Below are 25,904 nucleotides of genomic sequence, written 5' to 3'. Positions count from 1 at the left end.
GCCGGAAACTGAAGACGACAGGCTTCCTTGGGAACAGGGTGGCGGCCATACAAGGAACTGTTGAAACAAGGAACTGTTGAGCGAGGCGATCAAACTGGCATCTCCTCCCCCTCGATTGTGGCTGCTCGGCCAGTTCCGCCTGGAATTCGGTGCCGAGCCCGTGGAACTGTGCGGGAACGCCCAGCGACTGCTGGCGTTCGTGGGACTGCGGGGACGAGCGTCCCGCACGATGCTCGCCGGAATGTTGTGGCCCGAGGTCACGGAAGAGCATGCCCGGGGCAGTCTGCGTACGACTCTGTGGAAGTTGCCGCGTGGTGATCAACCCCTGATCCGGTGCTGTGGGGACTGGCTCGTGGCCGCGGAGACGATGCAGGTGGACGTCCACACCTTCACGGAGACGGCACTCGGCGTCGTACAGGGCTACGCCTCTCCGCTCCCCGGCCATGTGCCGTTGGGGCTGCTGGGAGGTGAGGACCTCCTGCCCGGTTGGGACGAGGACTGGGTGCTGTTGGAACGGGAACGCCTGCGTCAATTGCGGTTGCACGCGCTCGACGCGCTGGCCGAGACGCTCGTCAGGCAGGGCAAGCCGGCCCTGGCGCTGGAAGCGGCATGGGCGAGTGTCCGCACGGAACCCCTGCGGGAAAGCGGCCATCGGGTCCTCGTGTCGGTGCACCTCGCAGAGGGCAACCTCAGCGAAGCGGTGCACCACTACCAGGCGTTCCGCCAGTTGTTGAACGCGGAACTGGGGGTGGAACCGTCCCCGCAGTTCGCCCGGATGCTTCCCGTGCACCGGCCGGGCCGTGCCCTTCGTGACCGGCCGTGAGCCACGCGTCTTCCGGACGGACGCCGATGGTTGACGCCGGGCTGACGGCACGTCCGTAGCGTGGGATGCCAAGGCGCGCCGGCGTCGATCGTCCTTCCGTAGCTGGGGGCAACCGGGCGCCGGGCCGGCATCGGCGAGGAGGCCACCATGTCGTGGCGGGTCGCGAACAGCCTGGAAACCCTGCGGCGGCAGCTCGACGCCCGCTTCCGCGGACGCAGCCTCGCCTCCGACGGCGGCATCGGAGACGAGGCCCACTGGGTGCGCGGCAGCGCCAGCGACCACAACCCCTGGTACGGGCCCGGCATCGTCACCGCCCGCGACTTCACCCATGATCCCGCTCACGGTCTCGAGATCCAGCAGGTGGCCGACCAACTGCTCGACAGCCGTGACCCGAGGATCAAGTACGTCATCGCCAACAGCCGGATCGCCACCAACCAGGACTGGCAGTGGAAGCCGTACGACGGTGCCAACCCGCACGACAAGCACTTCCATATCTCGGTGGTGGCAGATCCACTCTGCGACGACCCACAGAACTGGAGCGCGCCCGTCCTGGGAGAGGCGCCGGCCGACGGGGGCGGCGACGTCGCGGAGGGCAACTTCGTCACCTGGGGGACCGGAGTCAACGTACGGGCGGAGCCCCGGCTCGGGGCACCCGTCGTCACTGTGCTGTCCGGGCCGACGCGCGTGCTGGTGCAGTGCCAGACGCAGGGCGACACCGTCAACGCCTCGGGTCACACCAACAACGCCTGGTCCTTTGTCCCGGCGCTGGGCGGGTACCTCTCCAACATCTTCATCGACCACCCGGACGCCTGGCTTCCGGGCATCGGTGAATGCTGAGCCGGCGGCGGATCGTGTCCCGACGGCCGGTGCCCAGGCGACCTTCCCCCACCGGGTCACCGTGCGGCCCCCTGGAACCGACGAGAGGAGGGAAGCAGTCATGGTCACCCTGTCCAGGGTTCGCTTCGGCCTGAAGAACGAGGACGTGCGGATCGTGCAGAAGGCCCTGATCGCCCGGGGCCACAAGATCCCGGACGGAGCCACCGGGCTCTTCGGCGAACAGACCAAGAAGGCCTACCGTGCCGAACAGGAGGCCCAGGGCTTCACGGGGGCGGACGCCGACGGCGTCCCGGGCTACACGTCCCTCACCGCGCTGGGCCGCCACGCCGGCTTCACCGTCGAGCGCGAAGCCGCCCGCCCCACCTCCGGCAGCGGCCGGCTCACCCTCGGCCAGGTCACCTACGACGACCCCGACGACGACGACGGGGAGGCCGCCATGCGGCGCTACGCCGAGAAGGCGTGCGAACTGACGGGCATGGACCCGCGGTTCGGCGTCCCGGCGCTGACCACCATCACCCGGCGCGAGTCCATCCACAACCACCCGAGGTTCCGGGTGAACGTGGCGGACGTCAACGCGCGGGGCCGGCGCGCGCCGGACGGCCATCCACAGAACTGCTCACGCGGCGCCACGCAGTGCGTCCCGGCGACGTTCGCCACCTACCACCAGGCGGGCACAGCCACCACACCCTACGACGTGGTCGCGGACATGTGCGCGACGGTCAACTACGTGCGCGACCGCTATCACGTGAACCAGTCGGGCTCGAACTTCGCCGCCCGTGTACAGCAGGCGGACCCGAACCGGCCTGCCCGCGGATACTAAGGAGACCGCCATGGTCGCACTCTCCAACGTCCAGTTCGGCAAGAAGCACCCGGACATCCGTACGGTGCAGAAGGCTCTGATCGCGCGGGGCCACAAGATCCCGGACGGAGCCACCGGCTTCTTCGGCGAACAGACCAAGAAGGCCTACCGTGCCGAACAAAGGAAGCAGGGCTTCAAGGACGAGGACGCCGACGGCATACCTGGCTGCGCGTCGCTCACCAAGCTGGGCCGGGAGGCCCACTTCGCCGTCGACTGCAAAGGTGCCCGCCCCGCCGCCGGCCGCGCGGCCACCCCGAGCAAGGGACGCGTGAAGTCGCCCGTGCCCGGCCACAAGGTCACCTTCGAGTTCTTCTCACGCGGCCCGTACGCATGGAAGCCCGACGGCGTCGGCCGGCACACCGGCCAGGACTTCGCGGCCCGGTCGGGCACTCCGGTGGTCGCCGTACGCAGCGGCACCATCGCCTGGTCCAACGGCGACGGGGGCGCGTACGGCCAGTGGATCGGACTGCGTGGGGACAACGGTCACATCTACACCTACTGCCACCTCTCACAGCGGCAGGTGAAGCCCGGCCAGAAGGTCGCCGCGGGCCAGCAGATCGGGAAGGTGGGAAACACAGGAAACTCCACCGGACCGCACCTGCACTTCGAGATGTCGAAGGGCCGTGAATGGGCCTACGGCCAAGTCGCCAAGCCCAGCTACTGAGGCCCGTGCCGCAGCCTCGTGCTGCGCTGGACGGTCCAACCTGGTTTGCACGCCCCCGGGGCGAATCTGATCGTGGGCCCCATGAACAAACCCAAGGTGGTGGTGCAGCCACCGGACGGCCGCGGCCTGCGCGAGGTCACCATGGGCGGCAGGACGGTAGGCAGTGCCTGGTCGCTGCGGGGCTTGCGCAAGGTTCTCCGTCGCCTCGGTCATCCGGAGGACGTGGATGTAGAAGACCGCTCACTCATAGTCTGGCTCGGCGGAGACAGCGGGACGTGGCCCGCCCGCACGGGGCGGCGGCACGCGACCATCGCGCTGATGGTGGCGGGTCTGCTGGGCTCCATGGCCCTGCTCATTGTCGTGGGGATGCCGGACGCCATCGGGGCCCTGACGTTCGCGGGGCGTGTCACAGGTTTCCTGTTCGCCTTCGCGGGCGTGGTGCAGGGCGTGGCGGCACTGGCGGTGCTCGATTACTGGGGAAGACGAAAGCTCACACTTTCCGGAGCGCTGATCCTGCTCGGCGTGTCCATCGCGCTGGTCACCAACGGCCTGCTGCTGTTCATGTGGCTCGAGGAACGAGAGTACACGCCCTATGTGCTGACGTACCTTCCACTTACCGGCTGGTCCCTGTGGGCACTGCAGCTGCTCCTCAGGGAAAGGGCATGGGAAGGAATTCCCTACCCCAAACAATTTGCGGCCGGGGTGACAGCCACGACACTTCTGGCCACCTTCAACCTGGCGTATTCCGCGCTCTATCAACCAACATCCGCCCCGGTCCTTTTCGACCTTGAAGTAAAATTCGGGACACCGCAATCGGATACGAAGCGACCGATCATCCATCTCCCCGTGACCTTCCGGGCCCGGAATTCCGGAAAGGTGCCGGCTTACATCACGAGCGATGGTTACGGGATCTACGGGGCATCCGCGAAGCACGCGAGCGACGGGAGCGGTCTCCTTGAGTGGCGAAAGCTGCTGGACGCCAAAATGGACGGATCAAGAGTAGGACGCTACGAAAAGTCTCCCACCCGGGAGACGATCAGCGCCGCACGGTTCTACGGGCCCGGCAACTGGCTCGAGCCCGGCGAGCAATACGTGAAAGAAAGAGTGGTTCAACTTCCCAGGTCCGCCACGTACGACGTGATCGAGGCCGACTTGACCATGACCATCATGCGGAAGGACCGCGGAAGGATCGATGACGAATTTTCGGTCCCGCATTATTCCTGGCGTCCGAAAGACAAGCAGTTCTATTGCCCTCCATTTGAGTGTGATGAACACATCATCAACCGTGGCCGGGTCCTTCACAACAACAACATGATCAATGTGACGCGCCGGCCTCGATACGTGGTCTCCTACTACGGGTGGACCGGATCGAGCGCCGAGATCCAGTCGTATGTCTTGTCGCACGAACCCCGGGAAGCCCTTCATCTCAAGAGAGATGCAGCGGAAGAGAATCAGCGAGAAAGGGAAAGATACGGTGTCGCTCTGACCAGAGCCACGGCCGCAGTTCCCTTCGCACAGGTACTGAAAACAAGCGGTATCTAGCCTCCGCCTCTGCGGGAAGCGTGACCGGACCGGACACCGCCGGACCGCTTGATCGCGACACGTTTCACCACTCACACACTTGCCGCTTCAAACACTCCGCGTTGCAGGATGTGCCGTTCGGGTAAAGAGTGGAAATCGGATCGCTTATGCATTGCTGAACTCCAGACCTCCTGGGGGATCCGTTCTTGCCCCCAAGGGGCCGGTCCGCAACGGACAAGCCGGTACCACCGAGAAGCGCATCTGGAACGCATCATGGCCATAGTCGCCCGGCGCAACCTCTGCCGCATGGTCGGAGCATCCGCCTTGACCGCCTCGCTCGTGCTCCCGGCCGGAATGGCGAGTGCTGCGTCAGCGCCTCACCTCGGCGGCGCAAGCACGGCGGCGGCACCGGCTCAGACAACGCCTCCTCCCCCGCCGCCGGACGACCCGCCCACGCCGCCGGGGAACACGCCTCCTCCAGGAACCCCCACAGCGCCACCGCCGAAGACGGACGATTCTCCTCCGCCGGGCGACACGCGCCCTCCGGGCGAGAACACCACACCCGGCGACACCACTACGCCGGGAGAGACAGAGCCTGACGGGCCGCCAGGCGGAGGATTGGACCGATTGGTCACCGGGCAGTTGGCTCAGCAGAACAAGGAGATCCAAACGGCGACGGCGAGCCTGATGGGGGCAGGGGAAAGCGCCCCTGCGGAACTCGCACCGGCCGTAGAGCAACTGACTGCCACGCTCAAGGCGGTTCAGGACCTTAAGACGTCACCACAGGAGCGCGACGAGGTCACCGACATCGCACAGCAGGTGACCTCGGCGCTGGCAGTGATCATCAACCCTGAGACACCCCCTGAGCTGCGGGAGCAGCTGACCGCGATTGTGCGGCAGGTGGCGTCCGCCGTGGAGGGCAGCCGGGACCCGGGGGTGCCGCCGGAACGGCGGGCAGCCACCATCTCGACGGTGGAGCAGGCAACTTCGGCTCTGGAGATGATCGGTGACCCCGAGACGCCCCCCGAGCTCCGGACGGAGCTGATCCTGATCATTGACCCGCTGACCTCCTCCATGGCCAAGGAAGGCCAGTCCGACGCTCAGGAAGACCCGTCCGACCCGCCGGCGAGTCCTGCGCCGAAATGGAATCAGGTGACGGGTGAGCAGCCGGAGGTGGCCGGAGCGGCAGAAGTGGCCAGCGATCCGAAGACCCCTCCGCCTCAGCGGCTCGCGCTCGCGAAGGCCGCAGCTCGGGCCGCCTCGTCACTGCCGAAACTCAGTGATTCCGGAGGGTCACAGGAGGACGGGGCGAAAGCTCAGGAGGTCTACCGTCAGCAGAGCGCCGAGATGAAGAAGCAGAAAGAAGCGGCCGTTTCCGCTCAGGGTGTGCCGGACGTACCTCTCGGCAAGGCTGCCGAAGTGTGCACCAACGGCATCTTCTCCAGCGTCTCCGATCGCGCCCTCGGATGGACTCTGAAAGGCCTCCTCCCCCAGGAATGGGAAATCGCAGGGGTTGAGGACTTCTGGAAAGCACAGGAAAAGGGGAACGACTCCCTCGAGGTCCTCGCACAACTGCGGAACGGAGATGACGCCGACGAGCCGTTCAATGTGGGGGAGCTCACCACGCGTCTCGCCGAACTCGTTCCGGCGGGTGATCTGTTCTGGGCCATCGGCACTCCCGCCCTTCATTGCCTCCAGGCCGCTTGGCATCTCGAACAGGCAGGGATCGCGGCGGGGACCTGGGTCGAGAAGGCCCACCAGGAGAAGGGGGACGGCTAGACCACCTGGCGGCGCGGCAGCGGTCAGCCGCAGCGGAACCCCGGCGCGGCAGTGTCGGAGCCAACCGAGTGGATCTCCTCCCGCGGGTTCACGAACGCTCGCCGCCGTCGCGCCCTTCCCCTACCCTGATGACTGTGAGTGACGCTTCGGCTGCGTACCGCAATCAGAGCCTGTCGGCTCATGGAAGGAGCAGCTATGGCGCCGGTTCGGACAGTGTTCTTCTTCCGCGGCGGTAAGTACGTCCGCTACGAGATCAACGCGGCGACGGGCGCGGAGACGGTCAATCACGATGTCTACCCGCGCGACGTCGCAGAGGCGTGGACAGCGATGCCCGCCTCGTTCACCCACGGCTTCGACGCCGCGGTGACCTGGCCGGACGGCTTCGTCTATTTCTTCAAGGGCTCGCAGTACGTTCGCTGGGACGCCACCAACGACACCGTCGACGCCGACTTCTTCCCGCATGACACGGCCGAGCAGTGGCCGGCCCTGCCCGCGTCGTTCGCCGCGGGGATGGACGCGGCGATCAACTGGGGGGACGGCCGGGCGTTCTTCTTCAAAGGCTCGAAGTACGTCCTCTACGACATCGCGAACGATGTCGTCGACCACACCGTCTATCCCCGGGACATCAGCGAGGGTTGGCCGGACTTCCCGGCCGCGTTCAAGGCCGGCGTGGACGCGGCGGTCAACTGGGGAAACGGATCGGCGTACTTCTTCAAGGGCACCAGCTACCTGAACTACGACATCGCGAAGAGCGCGGTGCGCCCTGGCTACCCTCTGCCGGTCACGGAGCCGGGGAAATGGCCGGAGCTGGTCCGAGCAGGCTTCACCGGTCCCGTCGACGACGTGATCGAGTGGCCGCAGGCCGATGTGGCGAGCGTGGACATTCCGGCGAGGCTGTCGAGCTGCAGCAAGCGGACCCAGCCCGATGTGCGCTGCGGCGGCGAATTCGACATGCACGCGGTGTTCGCCGACGCCGATCCGTCGGTCCCGGCGTGTGGCGAGTACCGGCAGTTCATCCGGGGTGATCTCGAGGTGAACGGACAGCCGGTGCCTTTCATCACCAAGGAGAACGGGGTGCCGACGCGACGGCTGATGCGCTCCCGGCCCGGGCCCGGGTCGACCGATGACCATTTCGTCGAGGACGGCCAGGCCGCGTCGAACCCGGCCAACCCGTTCCACGTCGACCTGGACTACGGCCACCGGAACGCCTCCGTCGGAAACGGGAACCGCAACGACATGTACCTGGTCAAGCGGCGCTCCGGGGCGGAGTACGTGGGCAGGGACACGCCGGGAGGGGTCGGACCGCCCGGCACCTTCTACAAGATCGATGTCGATTTCCGCGGGCAGCTCATCGATGTGTGCAACGGCGGAACCGTACTGTTCACCCGGGAGTGGACCGTGAATTGCAGGGTGCCGTGATGAGTCCCATGAATCCGGACGCTCCCCAGCTCGCCGGTGACTTCTGGGTGTATCCGTCTCTCGGCGAGGTGTCGGACGGTTCGGTACGCGTCAACGTGGCCATCGCGGTGGAGAAGTCGTTCGATCTCCAGGACACCGACGTCGGCGTGGAGCTCGTCGCGGACGGACAGTCCCTGAGCCTTGCCGAAGGGCCAGCCCCCGGGCCGCTGCCGGCCATCGAAATGGTCGGTGCCAACGCTTACGCGCTGTACCGGTTCGACAACCCGGACCATCTCACCCCTACGACAGTGACGGTGACCGTGCGCGGCGGGAGCGCGGTCTTCGACCTGTCGCTGCCGATCGCTTAGACGGCTCGGCCCGAAGGAGGAGCTGGTCATGAGTCAGCCGGGAACCGTGGCGCTCACGGTCGAACATGACGGCTCCGCGCAGGCGGTCGCATTCAGCCGCGACAGCACGCGGTTCGCCAGCGGCGGCAGCGATTCGGTGCTGCGGGTGCGCGGGGTCGGCGTCGGTGTGCCGCTGGATGTGCCCTGCGAGGGGTCCGTGACCGGCATCGCGTTCAGCCCGGACGGCGCCGCGCTCGCGGTGGCCGACTTCGAGCAGGTGTTCCTGCGCTCCAGCACGACCGGAGCGGTGATCTGGCAAGGGCCTCTCGAGCCGGGCAGCTCCGTCAACACGGTGCGGTTCACTCCGGACGGAAAAGTGGTCGCGTCCACCGACGCGGTGGTCGTCGTACTCGAGGGTGCGACCGGGGCTTCATCGCGGCGGATCACCGTCGACACGCCGCAGATCGCCGACATCGACCTCAGCGGCGACGGCACCCGGATCGCGCTCGCCATCGACGAACGTCACGGGGGTGACCACCGGCGTGCCGGGTCGGCCCGGGTGCTGGAGCTGGCCACCGGCACGGAACTCGCGCGACTGACCCCGGACGACGCGGTGCTCGCTGTCGCGTTCGGTCCGGACGCCTCCTTGGTGCTGTGCTGCGCCGCCGACGACACCACCCGGATGTTCCTGGCGGACGACGGGACGCAGTTGTGGCCGACGCCGGACGAGGTCGACGAACAGGTCACCGCCCCCAACTGCCTGGCGTTCGATCCGAAGGGCAAGTGGACCGTGGTGGGCGGCTCCGACGGGTTCGCCCGGGTACTGGAAGCGGAGTCCGGGGTGGAGAAGTGCAGGGCACCGAAGCTGGCCCCCGGACTCCCCGACCCAGGGGCCGTCACCCATGTGGCCTTCAGCCCCAACGGCAAGGTGGCGGCCAGCGCCTCCATCGACAACGTGGTGCGTCTGTTCGACCTGGGCGGCAAGGAGCTGTACGCGGTGCCCACCGACGAGGTACTGGCCATGGAGTTCAGCCCGGACGGCCGGTGGCTGGGGCTCGGCAGCTTCGGCCGCGCGTTGGTGATCGACAACGGCGAACTCGGGCTCGGGTGAGGCGGCATGGACCCCGCCGAGCTTCTGCGCCAGGTCGCCGACCAGCTGCGCGCGCTGACCCAGAACGCGGTAGAGGGTCTGAGCCGCGAGCTGCCCGAGGAGCCGTCGGCCGCCGGCACCGTACTGGCCGGACGGCTGCTTGCGGCGCACGACCGGCTGCCGCCGGGGAACTCGCTGGTGGAACTCGTGCGCGAGATGCTCGGCGACCTGGACGCCGGCTCGCCGGTGCGGTTGCACGGCTGGCGGCGGGCGCCCGGGGCGCCGCTCGGGGTGGCGCTGGTGCTGACCGACGCGGCCGGGCGGGCCGTGCTCGGGGTGACCCCGGGCGGGCCGGTGTTCGACGTGGTGGTCACCCCCGGGGCGGCCCTGTCCATGCCGCCGAAGGTCACGGGCCCGTGGAGTGCGCAGGCGACGATCGCCACGGCCGGCGGCTGGGACGCCGCGTTCGGTCCGGGCATGCCGCCGGCGCCGCCCGGCGGCACCGCGACGATCCAGTTCCTGCGCACCGGCCGGCTGGCCGCCGGGACGGCCGACGGACCCGGGATCAGCGTCAACGGCATCGCCCTCACCGTGACCGCGGGCCCGGACACGCCGCCGGCCGTCGAGGTGGAGCTGCGGGAACTCGCCGCCGCCGTGCTGCCGGCGGCTCTGGCCAAGCTCATCGGCGTCGGCGGGGCCGGCCCGACGGCCGGAGGTTCGGGGCCGGTCACCGTCACCGTCCGGGCGGACCGGGCCGGTGGACTGCGCTTCGCCGGAACCGGCGCGCTGCGCGCCCCGCTGCCGCTACGGCTGAACGCTCCTGGTGTGCAGACCCGGGGTGCCGCCCTGGAACTGACCTCCGACGGCGGCGAGCTGCGGCTGGCCCTGTCCATGTCGGTCAACGCGGGGCTGCCCGGGCTCCCACTGCGCGCGTCGATGGACGGCGCCGGCATCGACCTGCCGGTGGTGCTGTCACCGGCGACCCGGCCGGGCATCGATCCGCAGCGCCTGCGTGAGCTCTTCCCGGACGGCATCGGCACCGAGCTCACTCTGCCGCCCGTGTCCGGCGGCGGCGTGGTCCGGCGCACTCCCGACCAGGGCTACGCCGGGCTGATCTCGATCGACCTGAGCGTGCTGCGACTGCAGGCCGTCGCCCTGTTCCGGCCCCCGGTCGCAGGAGCCCCGACCAGCTTCCTGGTGCTGCTGGCCGCCAAGTTCCCCGATCCCGGCATCCAGCTCGGGCTGGGGTTCGCACTGGACGCGGTCGGCGGTCTGGTCGGGGTCAACCGGCGCGTCGACGTCACCGCGCTGCAGCAGCTGGTCTGCGACGGCAACGCCGACCGGGTGCTGTTCCCGGACCGGGCGGTGGAGCGCGCCGGGGAGATCATCGACTCGCTGGCCTCGGTGTTCCCGGTGGCCACCGGCAGGGTGCTGGTAGGGCCGATGGTCCGCATCACCTGGGGCGGTCGGATGGTGTCGCTGTCCGGCGCACTGATCCTGGAACTGCCCGCCCCGGTGCGCGCGGTGCTGCTGGGGCGGCTCCTGATCGCCCTTCCGGACCCGGTGGTGCCGCTGATCCGGCTGCAGGCCGGTGTGCTCGGCCGGATCGACACGGGCGTCCCCGAATTCGAGCTCCTGGTGTCGCTGACGGGGTCGTGGATCGTCGGACTCGCCGTGAGCGGCGAGATGTACCTGCTGGTGCGCGGCGGTCGACAGCCGGAGTTCGTCATGTCCGCCGGCGGCTTCCACCCCCGTTACACCCGCCCCGCCGGGGTGCCCGCGCTGCGCCGGCTCCAGGTCGATCTGGCGCCGGGCAACGGCTTCGGGCTGCGCATGGAGGCCTACTTCGCGGTCACCTCCAACGCGGTCATGTTCGGCGGCCAGGTGCAGTTGGAGGCGATGATCGCCGGCTGCGGTGTGCAGGGCTGGCTCGGACTGGACGCCCTGTTCGTCTTCGACCCGGTGTTCGCGTTCGCGGTGCACGTGCGGGCCGGTGTGGCGGTGCGTGCGTTCGGCCGCCGACTGGCCAGCGTCGGCCTGGACTTCACCTTGGAAGGCCCGGCGCCATGGCACGCGTTCGGCACCGGCAGCATCTCGGTGCTGTTCTGGGACGTCGAGCTCGACTTCGACATCCGCTGGGGCTCCCCGCCGGCGGTCGCGCCGCAGGCCGGGCGTGATCCGATCGAGCCGCTGCGTAGCGCCGTCGGACAGCCGAAGGCGTGGGTGGCGGAACGGCCGGCAGCCGAACGCACCGCGCTGGCGTTCACTCCCGCGGCGGTCAAAAAGCTCACCAAAGGCGAGCTCGTGCACCCGGACGCCACCCTGCGGGTCAGCCAGGAGGTGCTGCCGCTGGGCGTGCCGATCTCCCGGTTCGAGCGTCGGCCGGTGCCGGTGCAGAAGTGGACGATCAAGGAGGTCACCGCCGGCACGCCCCGTCCGGTCGACGGTCTCCCCTCGCTGCCGGAGCGGTTCGTGCCCGGCGAGTTCTTCGACCTCACCGAGGACCAGCAGCTCACGGAGCCCGCGTTCGTCAGCCACGCCGGCGGGGTGCGTGTGGGCACCGACGGCGCGAGGCTCGGCGCAGGTCACCGGGTCGACGACGGCTACGAGACGGGGTACGAACCGCCCCTGCCGTCGCGGGAGTTCTCCTCTTGGCCGGGGCTCTTCCGCCGCGAGGCGGTGTACGGGCTCGGCGCCGCCGAACGGCTGGAGCGGTGGCGCACGCCCGAGGCGGCCGTGCGGGTACGCCCCCCGACGATGAGTGTGGTCGCCGCCGGTGACCTGCACCCGTTGCTGGCCGACGTCTCCCTGGTGAACGCCACCGCGGACGCCTGGCAGGCGGTACGCGAACAGCTCGGCGACCCGCACGCTCCTGTTCGGCTCGTCGAGAGCTGGGAGCAACGCACATGAGCCTCCCGGTGAGTACCGGGCCGGCGACCCACCGAAGCACGTCAGGGTCACGCGGCCCGAGCTGGAGCGATGCATGAGTACGCGATGGTTCTTCTCCTCGGCGCAGGTCGGTGCGGCGGCTTCGGCGTCGGGCCAGGCGTTGCCGACGTCGGTGCTGTTCGCCCGTGAGATCGACGGCGAGGACAGGCGGGAGACGGTGGCGGGACCGACGCTGTCGCTGGTCGGGCCGGGGGATGTGCTCGGCTTCGACCGGGCGATGGTGCTGCGCGAGGAGCCGCAGCCCGGCTCGGCGCCGGCGGCGGAGAACGTGCTGGCCGGTGTCGAGCTGGCGCACGCCGACCTGCCGTGGCTGCTCTCGCCGGGGCAGGCCACGACACCGGCCGGGCCGACGCCGCTGCCGTGGATCGCGCTGATCGTGCTGGCCGAGGACGAGGCGGCCCCGCCGCGGGGCGCGAACCCGCTGCCGGTGCTCACCGCGCCGGTGGCGGCGCTGCCACCGGCGGCCGAGCGCTGGGCCTGGGCGCATGTGGAGGCCCGCCTCCCGGACGGCGTCACCGACCTCGGAGCCGCGCAGCAGCTCGCCACGGAGGGAGTGCGCAACCACTCGGCCGACGTCGTCGCGCGGCTGTTGTGCCCGCGCAAACTGGAGCCGAACCGGGGCTGGATCGCCGCCGTGGTGCCGGCCACCGCGGCCGGCCGGGCCGCCGGCCTGAACACGCCCCTGGTCGGACCGGGCACGGCTGATGCCTGGCCGGCGGGCGACGGCCCCACGATCGAGCTGCCCGTCTACCACTGGTGGACCTTCCGCACCGCGGCGGCGGGCACCTTCGAGGAGCTGGCTCGTCGGCTGCGCTTCCGGCCGGCCGCCGAGGCCGGGCTCGGCACCCGGACCATCGACGTCGGCCGGCCCTGGCCGGCCGAGCAGGAAACCGTGCCCGCCACCGTGGCGCTGGACGGTGCGCTGCGGGTACCGGGAACGGCGGCTCCCGAGGTGTGGTCGGACCCCGCCGCACAGGAACGGTTCCTGGCCCTGGTCCGAGAACGCCTGGACGCTCCCGACCGACGCCGCGGCGAGGCCGGGCCTCCCGCCGAGGACCGTGACACGGCCGCCGTCGCCCCGCCGCTCTACGGCAGCCACCACACCGGCCGGCAGACCGTGCCCACCGACCCGAACAGCTGGATGAGCACGCTCAACCTCGAGGTCCGCCGCCGGGTGGCCGCCGCTCTCGGCGCCCGCTACGTGCAGCTGGAACAGGAGTTCCTGATGGCCAGGGCCTGGGAGCAGGTCGGCGAGATCCGGGAGGCCAACCGGCTGCTGGCCGTCGGCGAGCTGGCGACCGTCGCCGCGGAGCAGGCCCAGCGCAAGCACCTCGCGCCGCTGGACGTGTCCGACCTGGTCACCGTCATGGCGCCGGTGGGCAACCGGATGCCGCTCTCCGACGCGGTCGCCGGACCCGTGGGAGCCGCGACCACACTGGCCACCATGCTGGCCGCTTCCCCGGTGCCGACCGGGGCGGCCGACACCTCGTTCGTCCGGCTGACCCGCCGGAGCGGCGCGCTGGCCCGCCGTGCGGGCCGCGTCGCGACCGGCGACGCCGCTGTCGCCACCGTCGCGGAGGGGCCCAGGCCGGTCCTCGAACGTGGGCTGAGCGAGATGGGCATGATCGACGCGGGAGCGCCCGAGGCCGGCCTGCCCGGCGAACTCCGGGCCGGGGTCAGCCCGTCGAGGCTGCAACTCCTGCGGATGGCCGACCGCATCCCCGCCGATTTCTGGGCGCGGCGCAGCGAGACCGAGGCCCGCCCGCTGCGGCCGATCATGGCGCACCCGAAGTTCACCGTGCCGATCGCGGAGGAACTGCTGGCCCGCTGGCCCGAATGGGCGATTCCGGGGATCGGCGCGCTGCCGGCGGACTCGGTGACGCTGCTGGAGACCAATCCCGAGTTCGTCGCCGCCCTGCTCGTCGGGCTCAACCACGAATTCAACCGGGAGCTGCTGTGGCGGGAGTTCCCCACCGACCAGCGCGGTACCCCGTTCGCCCGATTCTGGCCCGGCGACGAGGCGGACGTGGACGAGATCGCCCGCTGGCCGCTCGAGGCCCCGCTGGGCAGCGGGCTGCGCACCGGCGGCGAGGGCAGCCTGGCACTGCTGGTTCGCGGTGAGCTGCTGCGCCGGTTCCCGGGCACCGCGCTGCTCGCGGTACGCGGCGAGGAGGGCAAGCTGCCGGCCGCGTTCGGCGGAGTGCCGGGCACCCCGCTGGCGCTGGACGAGTCGACCGTGCTCTATCTGTTCGCCGGCATCGACGAGCAACGGGCGCGCGCCGAGGACTGGTTCTTCGTGTTCCGCGAACCGATGCGCGGCACCCAGTTCGGTTTCGACTCCGGTCAGCCCGTCCCCGTGAAGACCTGGGCCGACCTCACCTGGAGCGGCGTCACCGTGGACGCCGCCAGGTTCGTCCGCCTCGCCCCGGCGCCCGCCACACCCAGTGAGCTGCCGCCGGCCGATCCGCCGGTGTGGGGCCGCGACGCGGCCGACATGGCCCGCATCGCCTTCCAACAGCCGTTCCAACTGGCCTTCCGGGCCACCACGTTGCTGGGCGGCTGATCACCGTGTCGAGGACAGGAGCACCCCGGACATGACCGACGCGTTCGCCGCCCGCGCGCAGTTGGACCGAGCACGCGCCGAGGCGGACACCGCGCAGGCCCTCGCGGACGAGCAACTGGCCGTGGTCCGGCGACTTCAGGCCGCCGTCCAGGCCGGCGACGAGCGCGCCACCCCCGAACTGCTCGCGGCCGCCGAGGCGGCCCAGGCGGAGCTGCAGCGCACGGCCGACCAGCTGAAGAGCTCCGTCAGCAGTGCCGGGGAGGAACTGGCACAGGCCCTGGCCGCCGGCACGGCGCTGTTCCCCGACGACAACACCGCCCCGATCGCCCTGCTGCCGGTGCGGGTGGAAACCATCTGGTGGGAACCGGGCGCACTTCGGGTGCGCGTCTACCCGGACGACATCCTGCTGTCCCAGTTCGACCCGGAGCTCACCGCCGCGGAGGCGGCCGCCGGCACCGAGTACTGGCGGACGCCGGGCCCCGAAGCCTGGCAGAAGGTGCTCAGCCTGCTGCGTCCGGCCCGCGCCGCCTGGGCGGTCCGCGCCTGCCGCCCCGGTGCTCCGCCGCCCGCGGTACGCCCCGACGACCCGAACGAACGCCGGCGGCGGGTGGTCGCGATGCCCAAGCGCTGGCGCTTCCTCGGCCTGGTCGACGGCCAGGTGGTGGTGGACAGACTCGGCCGTCCGGTGCCCGACCCGCTGCCGATCAGCATGCTCCGCACCGACGAGGAGGGCTGGGAGACCGACTGGTTCGAGGCGGTCAAGGCCGGCATGGGTGTCGAGCTGACCTTCACCGACGGCACCGATCATCTCGACGAGCTGCTGGTCGTCGGGGTGCGCGACGACTCGGCGGCGGACGGCGCCGCCCGGTTGCGCGACGTGCTGCACGGCCACCGATTCGGCGGCGGGCTCGGCATGCTGCCCGCCGGTACCGCGACCAACAACACTCCGCGTGCCCGCTCCGGCTGGTCCTCGGCCCCCGCCTACCCCGGCCCGGACCCGGATCCGGAGCCGCCTGCCGGTCAGCGGCAGGTGGCCGACGTGCTGGCCGGCGCGCTCGGCCTGCCGGACGCCGGTTTCCTGCGCGGCTGTCCCGGCGCGACCGACGCGGAACCGTCGGCCGTCGCCGCGTTGACCCTGCTCACCTGGCCGACCCTGGGCAAGGGGTTCGCCGAGGCCGCCGCGTCCCAACTGGACCTCGGCACCCGAGAGGTCCGGGCCGCCGGTCCGACGGGACCGTGGCGCGCGGTCCGGGACCATCTCGCCGAGCATGTCCGCGGTCGGGGGCCGCTGCCGATGCTGCGGGTCGGCCGCCAGCCCTACGGCGTGCTGCCGGCGACCGCGCTGGGCGACTGGCGCGCCACGCGGGACGGTGACGTGGACGCGTTGCTGGCTCCTTGGTTGCTGCGACTGCGGGAACGCTGGCGCGGGGTGCTGAACGGCGAGGACTCCACCATCCCCAGAGTGCGGCCCGGCGAGCCGGTCGACCAGGTCGCGGTCGACGCGTTGCAGCGGCTGCCGGTGGCGACCGGCCTGGCCATGCGCCGGCTCGACGGGCCGGGGTTCGCGGTGCCGAAGACTCCGCACGACCAGCCCCCCACCCGGCCGGGCCTGCCCGGCCTGGACCCGGAAGGCGTGCTGCGCTGGACCACCGGCTCCGACGGCTGGACCGATCTCGGCTGGGGCCTGGACGAGGCGACCGGCGTCCCGGCGTTCGTACCCCGGCTCACGCCGGACGCGGCCGGCTTCCCGGCCCGCGCGTCGGCCACCGCGGACTACCTCGCCGCGGTGCGCGCCTTCCTGGCAGGCGAGTTGGACGCCGAGAGCTACGACCGCGCCTGGCCGGTGGAGCTGTCCTCCGGCCGGGAGACCCCACCGCGGCCCAGCACGTTCTTCGACCTTCCGGCCGTCGGCGGCGAAGTGCCGGAAGAGGGCGGCGAACCGGCCGACGGCAGTGCACCGACACCCGAGGACGGAACCCCACCGGCCGATGGCGGTGCCCCACCGGCCGACGGCAGTGCACCGACGCCCGAGGACGAAGGGGTACCGCTGGAGTTCCCGCCGCAGGCTCCGCCGGATGCCACCGGAGTGCTCGACGCGCTGCTGTTCCTGCCGAACTGGGCGTTCTCCGACGACGGTGAGGACGATCCGCTCCCCCGTGCGCTGGCCGCCACCGGTGACGTGGACCAGCTGGTGGCCGACGTGCTGGAAGGGCTGTCGGAAGGCGATCGGGCGGAACGGGTCGCGGCCGCCACCCGGGCCACGGCCGCGCTGCCCCGGCTGGAGCAGGCACTGCGGGCACTCGCCGCCGTACCGACGACCCGCCTTCCCGAGCTGCTGCTGGAGGTCGTCGACGTCCACTCGCACCGGCTGGACGCCTGGATCACCTCACTGGCGTCCCGGCGGCTGGCCGAGCTGCGGGCATCCGGAACCGAGGGCGTCCGGTACGGCTGCTACGGCTGGGTGGAGGACCTGCGGCCGGCGGTGCCGAGGGAACAGACCGAGATCGACGTGGATGGCGTGGCCACCACGGCCGAGGTGTCCGGGCAGGACGGCTACATCCACGCACCGTCGCTTCAGCACGCGGCAACCGCGGCCGTACTGCGCTCGGGCTTCCTCGGCCACCCCGGCGAGCAGACCTACGCGGTCGGCCTCACCTCGCGCCGCGCCCGCATCGCCCGCTGGCTGCTCGGCGGCGTACGCCGGGGTCAGAACCTGGGCTCCCTGCTGGGCTACCGGTTCGAGCGGGCCCTGCACGATGTGGAGCTGGACCACCTCGTCGAACGGTTCCGTCGCCAGTTCCCGCTCCCTGTCGTGCCCGAACCCGAGGACCCGGGGGCCGACGCTCCGTTGTGGGCGCGCAGCGCGGAGGCCGTCTCCGCTCGCAACGTCGTCGACGGGATGGCCCTGGTGCGGGCCGGTGCCGGGGTGCTCGACCTGCCCAGTGTCATCGACGGCGCGCCGGTGGTGCCGTCGGCCGACCGGGGAGCGGCGGAACCGCTGGTGCAGGACCTCGCCGACGCCCTCGACGCCGTGGGCGACCTGGTGCTGGCCGAGAGTGTCCACCAGTTGGTGGGAGGCAATCCGATCCGCGCGGGGCTGACCGCCGACACCCTGGGCCGCGGTGAGGACGTACCGGACACGTTCCACGTGTTGCGCACCCCGCGGCGGGCCCGCGCGCTGACCCATCGAGTGGCCGCGCTGCTGCCGGCCCAGCCGGTCGCGCCGAGCGGCTGGCCGGCCGACCCGGTCGCCACGCTGCTACCGGATGTGGAGGCTTGGGTCGCGCACCTGCTCGGCCCGGCGGCGGGCTGGACCCTGACCGGCGTGCTGGGCGGGCACGGTGAGGACCCGGGCGGCGGCCAGGGCAGCGTGCCCGATGAGCAGGGCAACGGCCAGGCGTTCGAAGTCACCGCCGACCGGCTCGGGTCGGGCGCGCTGAGCACGGTGCTGGAAGCGGGCAGCGCCGCACACGCCCGGCTCAGCCGCGCGGTCCTGGACGCCCAGGGCGCCCCGCCGGACACACGTGTCACCTTCACCGGCCCCGGCTGGACCGGTCTGCGCGGCAGGGCGGTCCGGATCCGTTCACTGCTGGCCACTGCCCAGCCGCTGCTGCCGGCGCACCTGTCCGACAACCCGGGCGACCATTCGCTCGCGACGACCGATCTGCAGCGTCGGCTCGCGGACTTCGCGGCCGACCCGCTGGTCGCCGCACACCCCGGCGCCGCCGCGCTCGGCGCACTGGCCGCGGAGGCGGCCGGACCGGACGGGGCCGAGGGCTGGCTGTCCCGGGCACGGGCGGCGGTGACCGAGGTGCTGGGTGCGAACGTCCCGCTGCTTCCCGCGCTCGGCCGGCCGGCGCCGGCCGGCCGGACCGACCTGCCCGGCGCCGACGTCGAGGACTGGTTGCGGCGCAACGCGACGGTGCGGCCGGTGGTCCGGGCCCTGCACGAGACACTGGTGCTGGCAGGGGCCCGGGCCGGACGGGCCGAGCGGCTCCGCGCGGCACAGAGCCCGCAGGGCGAGGCCGACCCTTGGATCGGGGGCACCTTCCCGGCCGGGCGACGCCCGCAGGCCGCCGCACACCTGGTCTGGCACGCCCCGGCGGAGGCCGCACCCGACACGGCCGTCACCGGTCTGCTGCTCGACGAATGGATCGAGCTGCTGCCCGGTTCGGACGTGTTGCGCCCGGCCGCCGAACCCCCGCTGCCGGCCGGTGCGCCCCCGGCACCGACACCCGAGGTACCGGCGGCAGCGGCACCGCCGGAGACCGAGCTGACGGGTGTCGCGTTCCACTACGACCGGCCCGACGCCAAGGCCCCGCACAATGTGCTCATCGCCGTCCCCCCGGACCTGGATCGCGGATGGACCTCCGACGGCCTGGTCCAGGTCCTCCGCGAGACCCTGGAGCTGGCCAAGCTGCGCGCCGTCGATCTCGCCGACCTGCCGCTGCTGGACGATCTGATCCCCGCTGTCCGGATCTCCCCGCAAGGCGCGACCGGGCAGGCGCTGTCCAGGATCGAGACCCGCCGGCCGAACACCGACCCTGAGGGGCCGTTCCGTCTGGAGCCCGGGCACCGCACCGGTGACGTCGAATCCGGTCTGGCGGCCCGGGTGCACGACCCGCTCTGGCTTCTCACCCGGCAGTGGCAGTTCGGAGAGTTCGCCGCCCAGGACGCCGGCTCCCCCGCCGTGGTCCGGATGTCCGGCAACAGTGCCCCGATCGACGCCTGGCGGCCGGCCGGCGCCACGGACTGGGTGCCCTACGACCCCCGCCTCGGGCCGCTCGACGTCCAGGTCGAGGACGAGCCGGTCAGGGTCGACGAGCGGCTGCGCGCCGAAGGCGGCGTCGCGCTGCTGCGGATGTGCGACGACGCCGGGCTGCTCACCGCCGCCGTCACGGCGCTGGCACCGCATCAGCTGCCGGCCGGTGAGCCCGACACGAGTATGGTCGGCCTGCTCGACGGCCGGGTACCGGACGCGGTGGCGGTGGCGGCGGCTCTGGACGCGGGCACGTTCGACGCCGGACCGGACCCGAGGCTCGGCGAGGTGGCCGCCCGCTGGCGCCGCTGGTGGGCCGGGCAACTGGCCGAGCGCGGCCCGGACTGCTTCGACCCGCACCGGTTCGAGTACGCCGCAGAGCTGTCCGCCGGCGGCGCGGTGCTGTGCGCCGAGGAGTACCTGGGCGACGGCCTGGACTGGTACGGCCTCGACGTGCACCCCGATCCCGAGAACGCGGCCGCCCCGGCAGGACCGCGGCACACGTTCACCGACGAGGGCCTGCCCTCGACAGTGCGCTACGGCGGGCTGCCGGCCGACCGGTTCTGGGAGATGGAGGACGCGCGGGTCGACCTGGGCTCGGTGGACGTGTCCACGCTCGACACCGGCCGGCTGCTGCTGATCTCGTTCGCGACGGTCTACGGCAACGACTGGTTCCTGGTGCCGCTGGAGGTTCCGACCGGTTCGCTGACCGTGCTGGACCGGCTGCTCGTGCGCGACGTGTTCGGCCGCCACCACCTGGTCCCCCGCGCCGGCCGGGACGACCCGTCCTGGTCGATGTTCAGCCTGCACAGCCCCGACCCGGACCACCCGGCGGCGTCCGGGCTGCTGGTCCTGCCCACCGAACGCGGTCAGGTGGGCGAGGTGCTCGAGCACATGACGCTGGCCCGCGACGAGTTGGCGAACCTGGCCTGGGCCGTACAGCACCGCTACACGGACGGCCGCGGAGAACCGATCGACCGCCGGGACCGGTGGGCACGCACGGCGCCCGAGCCGGTCGCGACCGGCGAGCTGCCCGCCTACGGGGTGCAGACCGTGGTGCCCGAGCACTGGTTCCCGCTCGTCCCGGAGCCGGTCCGGACCGCGGTGATCCAGTTCCGGCTGACGGAACTGACCGGTCCCGGCGTCGCCTCCCGCCCGGAGGGTCTGCTGATCACGCCCGGACTGCTGGTGCACGAGGAGGAGGTGCCGCGCGACGGGGTGAACGTGACCCGCCGCCCGGTGCTGGCCCGCTGGTTCGACGGCTCCTGGCACAGCTGGGTGCGCAGGGAGAAGGCCCCCGGCACCGGGGAGAGCTCCAGCGGGCTCGCTTTCGACACCGTCCGGCCCACCGAACCGTGGCCCTCATGAGGAGGCGCGCGCCGGGAACGGGCCGCCGGACGTCCGGGCGGGCTCCTACGGGTTGGCCGTGGAGACCACGTACACCCAGGGGCGGTCCGGTTCGGTCAGGTCGACCGTGATGTCCTTGCTCGGCCGCGGGTCCTTCTGGTTGTGGACGGTGCCGGCCCAGGCACGGCCCTTCAGCTTGAAGTTCCAGCCGACCACGGCGGAGTCCCGGTCGCTGATGGTGACCTTGCCGTTCTCGAGGGCCGCGCGGCTCGTCCCTGCGCCCTTGAGGAAGGTGTCGAGGCCCTTCGGCGAGGTGCGGAACTGGACGTACAGCCGGCTGGTCTTCCAGTTGCTGGTCTCGAAGTAGGAGACCCGCGTGGCCCCTTCGGGGACCGGCACCTCGAAGATGCGGCGCTTCATGATGGACGGCCAGAAGTCGCGCAGGCCCTGGGCGGCGGACTCCGCCTCCTTGTCACGGCCGCTGGCGCGGCTCTGACCGGCGGAGATCACGAGATAGCCGGCCGGGATGCCGATGAGCAGCACGATGACGATCGCGGTGATCCAGCGGCGCACGATCATGTGGCGCCGGCCCTCGGGGGTCGGCGGATTCGGCTGCGGCGTGAGCCGGCGGGTGGTCAGCGTTGTCATGACGGCGGTTCCTGGGTGGGGCGTACAGAACTCGGGTTGCGCAGGGCCTGGGCATAGCGCTCGTAGCGCTCGTGGCGTTCCACGCGGCGGCGGTTGGTCCGGCGGAAGCGTCGGGCCACCAGCCGCGCGAGGTCGGCCGCGCCGACCATACCCGCTTCCGGGCCGAGCTGGGCCTTGGCGATCCGGGCCTCCGGGCGGTAGCCGCGGCCGGTCAGATGACGGCGGAAGGCGTCCCTGGCGGGGCCGATCAGCAGGTCGTCGGCGGCGCTGACGCCGCCGCCGATGACGAAGCACGACGGGTCGAGGGCGGCGGCGAGGTTGGCGATGCCGACACCGAGCCACTGGCCGATGTCCTGGAACAGCTCGACGCACATCGCGTCGCCCTCGCGGGCCAGCTCGGTGATGAGCGGCCCGGTGATGTCGGCGACGTTGCCGCCGACCCGGTCGATGATGCTGTAGGCGACCGGCGAGTCGGCGGCGGCGAGCTCGCGGGCTTCACGGACCAGGGCGTTGCCGGAGCTGTACTGCTCCCAGCAGCCGCGGTTGCCGCACGGGCAGCGGTGGCCGCCGGGCACGACCTGCATATGGCCGAACTCGCCGGCGACGCCGAACTTGCCGCGCTTGACCTGGCCGTCCTCGAGGATCGCGCCGCCGATGCCGGTACCGAGCGTGATCATGACGATGTGGTCCTCGCCACGTCCCGCGCCGAAGCGCCACTCCGCCCAGGCGGCGGTGTTGGCGTCGTTGTCGACCAGGACGGGGACGGCGAGACGGGCGGAGAGGGCGTCGCGCAGGGGCTCGTTCCGCCAGGCGAGGTGGGGGGCGAAGAGCACCTTGGAGCGGTCCGCGTCGACCCACCCGGCCGCGCCGATGCCCACGGCGTGAACATCGTGCCGGTCGGAGAGGTCGAGCACCAGCTCGCAGATGGTGTCCTCGACGACCTTGGGGCTCTTGGACTTGTCGGGGGTCTCGGTGCGGATCTTCTCGAGGATGATCCCGTCGGCGTCGACGACGCCCGCCATCACCTTGGTGCCGCCGATGTCGATGCCGACCGTGGGTACGCGGGGCGCCGTGAGGTGCGAGCGCCGCTCGCGCGTGCCGACCGTCTTGAGGACGGTGGCGCGCGCGGTGCCTCGGTTCGTGAAGTCGCGGTACGTACTCAAGTCGTCCCTGCGGGGTCGTGGTGGCCGGTCCGGGTCCTCGGCGGGGTCCGGGGCGGGTGGGGTCCGCCCCCTCGATGCTAGTGGGCGGCCGGGCCCTCCCCCGAACCGCGCGGCCGGCTGGCGGTCCGGTCGCCGCCGGACGGGTGGCCGCCGAGGTGGGTCGGCCCGGGCGCGCGCTCCAGCTCGTGGCGGAGGTCCTCCAGCTCGCTGCCACCCGCCATCTGCCGCGTGAGCTCGTCGAGTGTGACGCTCTGCTTGGTGTGGCTCCCCGACATGACACCGCGCTTGAGGAGCACGAAGCGGTCGCCGACCAGATAGGCGTGGTGCGGGTTGTGGGTGATGAGCACCACGCCCAGACCCGCGTCGCGGGCCGCGGCCACATACTTCAGCACCACGCCGGACTGCTTCACGCCCAGTGCGGCCGTCGGCTCGTCCAGCACCAGCACCTTGGCGCCGAAGTAGACGGCGCGGGCGATGGCCACGCACTGGCGCTCACCGCCGGACAGCGTTCCGATGGGCTGGTCGACGTCGCGCAGGTCGATACCCATCCGCAGCAGCTCGGCGCGGGTGGTCCGCCGCATCGTCTCCACGTCGAGGCGCTTGAAGGGGCCCCTGCCGCGGGTCGGCTCCGAGCCGAGGAAGAAGTTGCGCCAGACCGGCATCAGCGGGACGACCGCCAGATCCTGGTAGACGGTGGCGATGCCCCGGTCCAGCGCCTCGCGCGGGCCGGCGAGGGAGGTCTCCTCGCCCTCGATGCGCAGGGTGCCGGCATCGTGCCGGTGCAGTCCCGAGATGATTTTGATCAGGGTCGACTTGCCGGCGCCGTTGTCACCGAGGACACAGGTGATCTCACCGGCGTGGCACTCGAGGGAGACGCCTTCGAGGGCCCGGATGTTGCCGTAGTACTTGCTGACGTCGTCGAGCTCGACAAGGGCACTCATCAGGTGGTCGCCTCCGCGCGCTTGCGTACCCATGCGTTGAGCAGGGTGGCCAGGAGGAGCATCGCTCCGAGGAAGAACTTGAACCAGTCCGGGTTCCACTCCGCGTAGACGATGCCCTTGCTGGTCATGCCGAAGATCAGTGCGCCGACGGCCGAGCCGATCGCCGAGCCGTAGCCGCCGGTGATCAGACAGCCGCCGATGACCGCGGCGATGATGTACGTCAGCTCGTTGCCGACGCCCTCGCCGGACTGCACCACGTCGAACGAGAACAGCAGGTGCTGGCCGGAGACCCAGGCGGCGAAGGCCACACCCATGTACAGCAGGATCTTGGTCCGGTTGACCGGGACGCCCACCGCACGGGCCGCGTCGGCGCCGCCGCCCACCGCGAAGATCCAGTTGCCGAAGCGGGTGCGGAGCAGGATCCAGGTGGCCAGCGCGATCAGCACGACCCACCACACGATGGTCGCCTTGACCGTCGTGCCGCCCACGGTGAACTCGCCGAAGACGCTCTTGGCGGACGGGAAGCCCTCCATGTCGCCGATGGACTTGGTCGAGACGGTGCCGCTGATGAGTTTGGTCAGGCCGAGGTTGAGGCCCGTCAGCATCAGGAACGTGCCGAGCGTGATGATGAAGCTGGGCAGTTTCGTACGGGTGAGCATCAGGCCGTTGAAGGCGCCGAGACCGAGGGTGACCAGCAGGGAGACGAGGGCCCCGACCCAGACGTTGGCGGTCATCTGGTAGCTGAGCATCGAGGAGATCAGCGCGGAGCTGGTCACCATGACACCTGCGGAGAGGTCGAACTCCCCGCCGATCATCAGCAGCGCGACCGGCACGGCCATGATGCCGAGGGTCGAGGCCGCGTACAGGACGGTGGCGAGGCTGGACGTCCGCAGGAAGGCGTCCGCGACGACGGAGAAGAAGACGAAGACGGCCACGGCTCCGACGACCGAGCCCAGCTCGGGGCGGCCCATCAGCTTGCGCAGGGGTGACGTGCGCAGCAGCCGCTCGTCCGCCCTGTCCGGCGCCTTGTCGGGTGTGGCCGGTGGTGCGCTCGTGCTCATCGGGTCCCCCGTTCCGTGAATTCCTCGAGCTCGGCGGCGTCCTTCTCGGTGATGATCTGGGGTCCGGTCAGGACGGGCCGCCCTCCGCCGAGGACGTCGGCGTTGTACTTGTAGAGCCACAACAGGTCCACCGCCTGGTAGCCCTGGAGGTAGGGCTGCTGATCGACGGCGAAGCCGAGCGTGCCCTCCTGAAGCGCCTTCGCGACCTTGGGGTTGAGGTCGAAGGTGTCGACCTCGGCCTTGGACCCCGCGGTCTTCTTGGCCTGGACGGCGGCGTCCGCGAAGGGCGCGCCGAGGGTGACGACGGAGTCGATGGACCGGTCGGCCTGGAGCTTCGCCTCGATGGAGGCCTGGACGTCCGGCATGTTGGTGCCGTCGACGTACAGGTTCTGCAGGTCGCCGCCGAAGGTCTTCTTCGCGCCCGCGCAGCGCTGCTCGTGGCCCACGTTGCCCTGCTCGTGCAAGACGCACAGGGCCTTCTTCTTGCCGCGCGCGTCGAGCTCGTCGCCGACTGCCTCGCCGGCGATGGTCTCGTCCTGGCCGATGTGGGTGAGAGCGCCGTACGCCTTGGACTGCTCGGAGCCGGAGTTCACCGTGATCACGGGGATGCCGGCCTTACGGGCCTTGGCGACGACGGCCTTCATCGCGTCGGGCTTGGCGAGCGTGACGATCAGCGCGTCGACCTTCTTGGAGATGTAGGAGTCGACGAGCTGCGCCTGCTGCTGGCCCTCGTCGCTGTGGGCGTAGAGGAAGTTGATGTTGTCCTTGGCGGCCGCCTGCTCCGCTCCGCTCTGGACGATGTCCCAGAACGTGTCGCCGTCGCCCGAGTGGGTGACCATGGCGAACGTCCAGCGCGGCGTGTTCACCGCGGCCTTCCCGGCCGCGGCCTGGGCCTTGCGGGCGTCCTCCGCCCGCTTGCCGCCGGTGCTGCTGCATCCCGCGAGGGACACTCCGAGTACCGCCGCCAGCACCGCGCCGAGCGCGCGTACCCCTGTCCTTGCCCTTGCCACGACGTGGTGCCCTTCTTGCCGTACTCGCTGTCCTGCCTGCTGCGGCCGGCCCCGGGGCGGACCCGGCCGGCCGCCCAAGTATCGGTCATCGCTGGTCGCGGGGTCGGCAGCGGGGGCGGGCAGGCGGCCGCGGGGGCCGGTTCGA

At 71.2% G+C, this 25,904-nt stretch carries 17 protein-coding genes; 12 read left to right on the top strand and 5 right to left on the bottom strand.

The window, feature by feature from the left end; translation table 11 throughout:
* Positions 1-73: 73 nt before the first annotated feature.
* The 12 genes from AB0K36_RS25235 to AB0K36_RS25180 all read left to right on the top strand — a co-directional run bounded on the left by AB0K36_RS25235 (position 74) and on the right by AB0K36_RS25180 (position 20,957).
* The gene (locus tag AB0K36_RS25235; RefSeq protein ID WP_364598522.1) at positions 74-823 is read left to right on the top strand and encodes an AfsR/SARP family transcriptional regulator; all 750 of its coding nucleotides are present in this window, start codon (positions 74-76) and stop codon (positions 821-823) included.
* A gap of 147 nt (positions 824-970) precedes the next feature.
* On the top strand, positions 971-1,660 hold the full coding sequence (locus AB0K36_RS25230; RefSeq protein WP_364598477.1) for a hypothetical protein: 690 nt from the start codon (positions 971-973) through the stop codon (positions 1,658-1,660).
* Positions 1,661-1,760: 100 nt separating this feature from the next.
* Positions 1,761-2,480 carry a peptidoglycan-binding protein gene (locus AB0K36_RS25225; RefSeq protein WP_364598474.1) on the top strand — a complete coding sequence of 240 codons (720 nt, stop codon included), beginning with the start codon at positions 1,761-1,763 and terminating at the stop codon, positions 2,478-2,480.
* Between the two features lie 10 nt (positions 2,481-2,490).
* On the top strand, positions 2,491-3,183 hold the full coding sequence (locus tag AB0K36_RS25220) for a peptidoglycan DD-metalloendopeptidase family protein (protein ID WP_364598471.1): 693 nt from the start codon (positions 2,491-2,493) through the stop codon (positions 3,181-3,183).
* Positions 3,184-3,264: 81 nt separating this feature from the next.
* Positions 3,265-4,725, top strand: coding sequence for a hypothetical protein (locus tag AB0K36_RS25215; RefSeq protein WP_364598468.1), 1,461 nt, complete (start codon positions 3,265-3,267; stop codon positions 4,723-4,725).
* A gap of 606 nt (positions 4,726-5,331) precedes the next feature.
* Positions 5,332-6,483 carry a hypothetical protein gene (locus tag AB0K36_RS25210; protein ID WP_364598465.1) on the top strand — a complete coding sequence of 384 codons (1,152 nt, stop codon included), beginning with the start codon at positions 5,332-5,334 and terminating at the stop codon, positions 6,481-6,483.
* Positions 6,484-6,678: 195 nt separating this feature from the next.
* Positions 6,679-7,902 carry a hemopexin repeat-containing protein gene (locus AB0K36_RS25205; RefSeq protein ID WP_364598462.1) on the top strand — a complete coding sequence of 408 codons (1,224 nt, stop codon included), beginning with the start codon at positions 6,679-6,681 and terminating at the stop codon, positions 7,900-7,902.
* Positions 7,902-8,249, top strand: coding sequence for a hypothetical protein (locus tag AB0K36_RS25200; RefSeq protein ID WP_364598459.1), 348 nt, complete (start codon positions 7,902-7,904; stop codon positions 8,247-8,249). Before AB0K36_RS25205 ends, AB0K36_RS25200 begins: the two co-directional genes overlap by 1 nt.
* A gap of 28 nt (positions 8,250-8,277) precedes the next feature.
* Entirely contained in the window at positions 8,278-9,339 is a 1,062-nt protein-coding gene (locus AB0K36_RS25195; protein ID WP_364598456.1) for a WD40 repeat domain-containing protein, read from the top strand.
* Positions 9,340-9,345: 6 nt separating this feature from the next.
* Positions 9,346-12,228, top strand: coding sequence for a DUF6603 domain-containing protein (locus AB0K36_RS25190; RefSeq protein WP_364598453.1), 2,883 nt, complete (start codon positions 9,346-9,348; stop codon positions 12,226-12,228).
* Positions 12,229-12,301: 73 nt separating this feature from the next.
* Positions 12,302-14,830, top strand: coding sequence for an amino acid adenylation domain-containing protein (locus AB0K36_RS25185; protein ID WP_364598450.1), 2,529 nt, complete (start codon positions 12,302-12,304; stop codon positions 14,828-14,830).
* A 31-nt stretch (positions 14,831-14,861) separates the two neighbouring features.
* Positions 14,862-20,957 (top strand): hypothetical protein, encoded by a 6,096-nt coding sequence (locus AB0K36_RS25180; protein WP_364598447.1) that lies wholly within the window; start codon positions 14,862-14,864, stop codon positions 20,955-20,957.
* Between the two features lie 45 nt (positions 20,958-21,002).
* Here AB0K36_RS25180 and AB0K36_RS25175 read toward each other — a convergent pair whose 3' ends face one another.
* From AB0K36_RS25175 to AB0K36_RS25155, 5 genes are all read right to left on the bottom strand, one after another.
* The gene (locus AB0K36_RS25175; RefSeq protein WP_189464408.1) at positions 21,003-21,584 is read right to left on the bottom strand and encodes a hypothetical protein; all 582 of its coding nucleotides are present in this window, start codon (positions 21,582-21,584) and stop codon (positions 21,003-21,005) included.
* Complete coding sequence (locus AB0K36_RS25170; protein WP_364598444.1) at positions 21,581-22,747, bottom strand: ROK family glucokinase; 1,167 nt, start codon at positions 22,745-22,747, stop codon at positions 21,581-21,583. The genes AB0K36_RS25175 and AB0K36_RS25170 overlap by 4 nt, the downstream gene beginning before the upstream one ends.
* A 77-nt stretch (positions 22,748-22,824) precedes the next feature.
* On the bottom strand, positions 22,825-23,688 hold the full coding sequence (locus tag AB0K36_RS25165; RefSeq protein WP_364598441.1) for an ATP-binding cassette domain-containing protein: 864 nt from the start codon (positions 23,686-23,688) through the stop codon (positions 22,825-22,827).
* Entirely contained in the window at positions 23,688-24,749 is a 1,062-nt protein-coding gene (locus tag AB0K36_RS25160; protein ID WP_364598438.1) for an ABC transporter permease, read from the bottom strand. Before AB0K36_RS25160 ends, AB0K36_RS25165 begins: the two co-directional genes overlap by 1 nt.
* Positions 24,746-25,759, bottom strand: coding sequence for a sugar ABC transporter substrate-binding protein (locus AB0K36_RS25155; RefSeq protein WP_364598435.1), 1,014 nt, complete (start codon positions 25,757-25,759; stop codon positions 24,746-24,748). Before AB0K36_RS25155 ends, AB0K36_RS25160 begins: the two co-directional genes overlap by 4 nt.
* Positions 25,760-25,904 lie beyond the last annotated feature (145 nt).

Origin of the sequence: Streptomyces kurssanovii, from assembly GCF_040677245.1 — a bacterium.
In the GTDB taxonomy this organism is placed as follows: Bacteria; Actinomycetota; Actinomycetes; order Streptomycetales; family Streptomycetaceae; genus Streptomyces; species Streptomyces kurssanovii.
This window is presented reverse-complemented; position numbering and strand designations above follow the sequence as displayed.

What these genes read in the sequence shown, in the direction of transcription:
- AB0K36_RS25165 (WP_364598441.1), bottom strand. Translation starts at nt 23,688, where the DNA reads ATGAGTGCCCTTGTCGAGCTCGACGACGTCAGCAAGTACTACGGCAAC.
- AB0K36_RS25160 (WP_364598438.1), bottom strand. Translation starts at nt 24,749, where the DNA reads ATGAGCACGAGCGCACCACCGGCCACACCCGACAAGGCGCCGGACAGG.
- AB0K36_RS25215 (WP_364598468.1), top strand. Translation starts at nt 3,265, where the DNA reads ATGAACAAACCCAAGGTGGTGGTGCAGCCACCGGACGGCCGCGGCCTG.
- AB0K36_RS25190 (WP_364598453.1), top strand. Translation starts at nt 9,346, where the DNA reads ATGGACCCCGCCGAGCTTCTGCGCCAGGTCGCCGACCAGCTGCGCGCG.
- AB0K36_RS25230 (WP_364598477.1), top strand. Translation starts at nt 971, where the DNA reads ATGTCGTGGCGGGTCGCGAACAGCCTGGAAACCCTGCGGCGGCAGCTC.
- AB0K36_RS25195 (WP_364598456.1), top strand. Translation starts at nt 8,278, where the DNA reads ATGAGTCAGCCGGGAACCGTGGCGCTCACGGTCGAACATGACGGCTCC.
- AB0K36_RS25205 (WP_364598462.1), top strand. Translation starts at nt 6,679, where the DNA reads ATGGCGCCGGTTCGGACAGTGTTCTTCTTCCGCGGCGGTAAGTACGTC.
- AB0K36_RS25180 (WP_364598447.1), top strand. Translation starts at nt 14,862, where the DNA reads ATGACCGACGCGTTCGCCGCCCGCGCGCAGTTGGACCGAGCACGCGCC.
- AB0K36_RS25225 (WP_364598474.1), top strand. Translation starts at nt 1,761, where the DNA reads ATGGTCACCCTGTCCAGGGTTCGCTTCGGCCTGAAGAACGAGGACGTG.
- AB0K36_RS25200 (WP_364598459.1), top strand. Translation starts at nt 7,902, where the DNA reads ATGAGTCCCATGAATCCGGACGCTCCCCAGCTCGCCGGTGACTTCTGG.
- AB0K36_RS25185 (WP_364598450.1), top strand. Translation starts at nt 12,302, where the DNA reads ATGAGTACGCGATGGTTCTTCTCCTCGGCGCAGGTCGGTGCGGCGGCT.
- AB0K36_RS25220 (WP_364598471.1), top strand. Translation starts at nt 2,491, where the DNA reads ATGGTCGCACTCTCCAACGTCCAGTTCGGCAAGAAGCACCCGGACATC.
- AB0K36_RS25175 (WP_189464408.1), bottom strand. Translation starts at nt 21,584, where the DNA reads ATGACAACGCTGACCACCCGCCGGCTCACGCCGCAGCCGAATCCGCCG.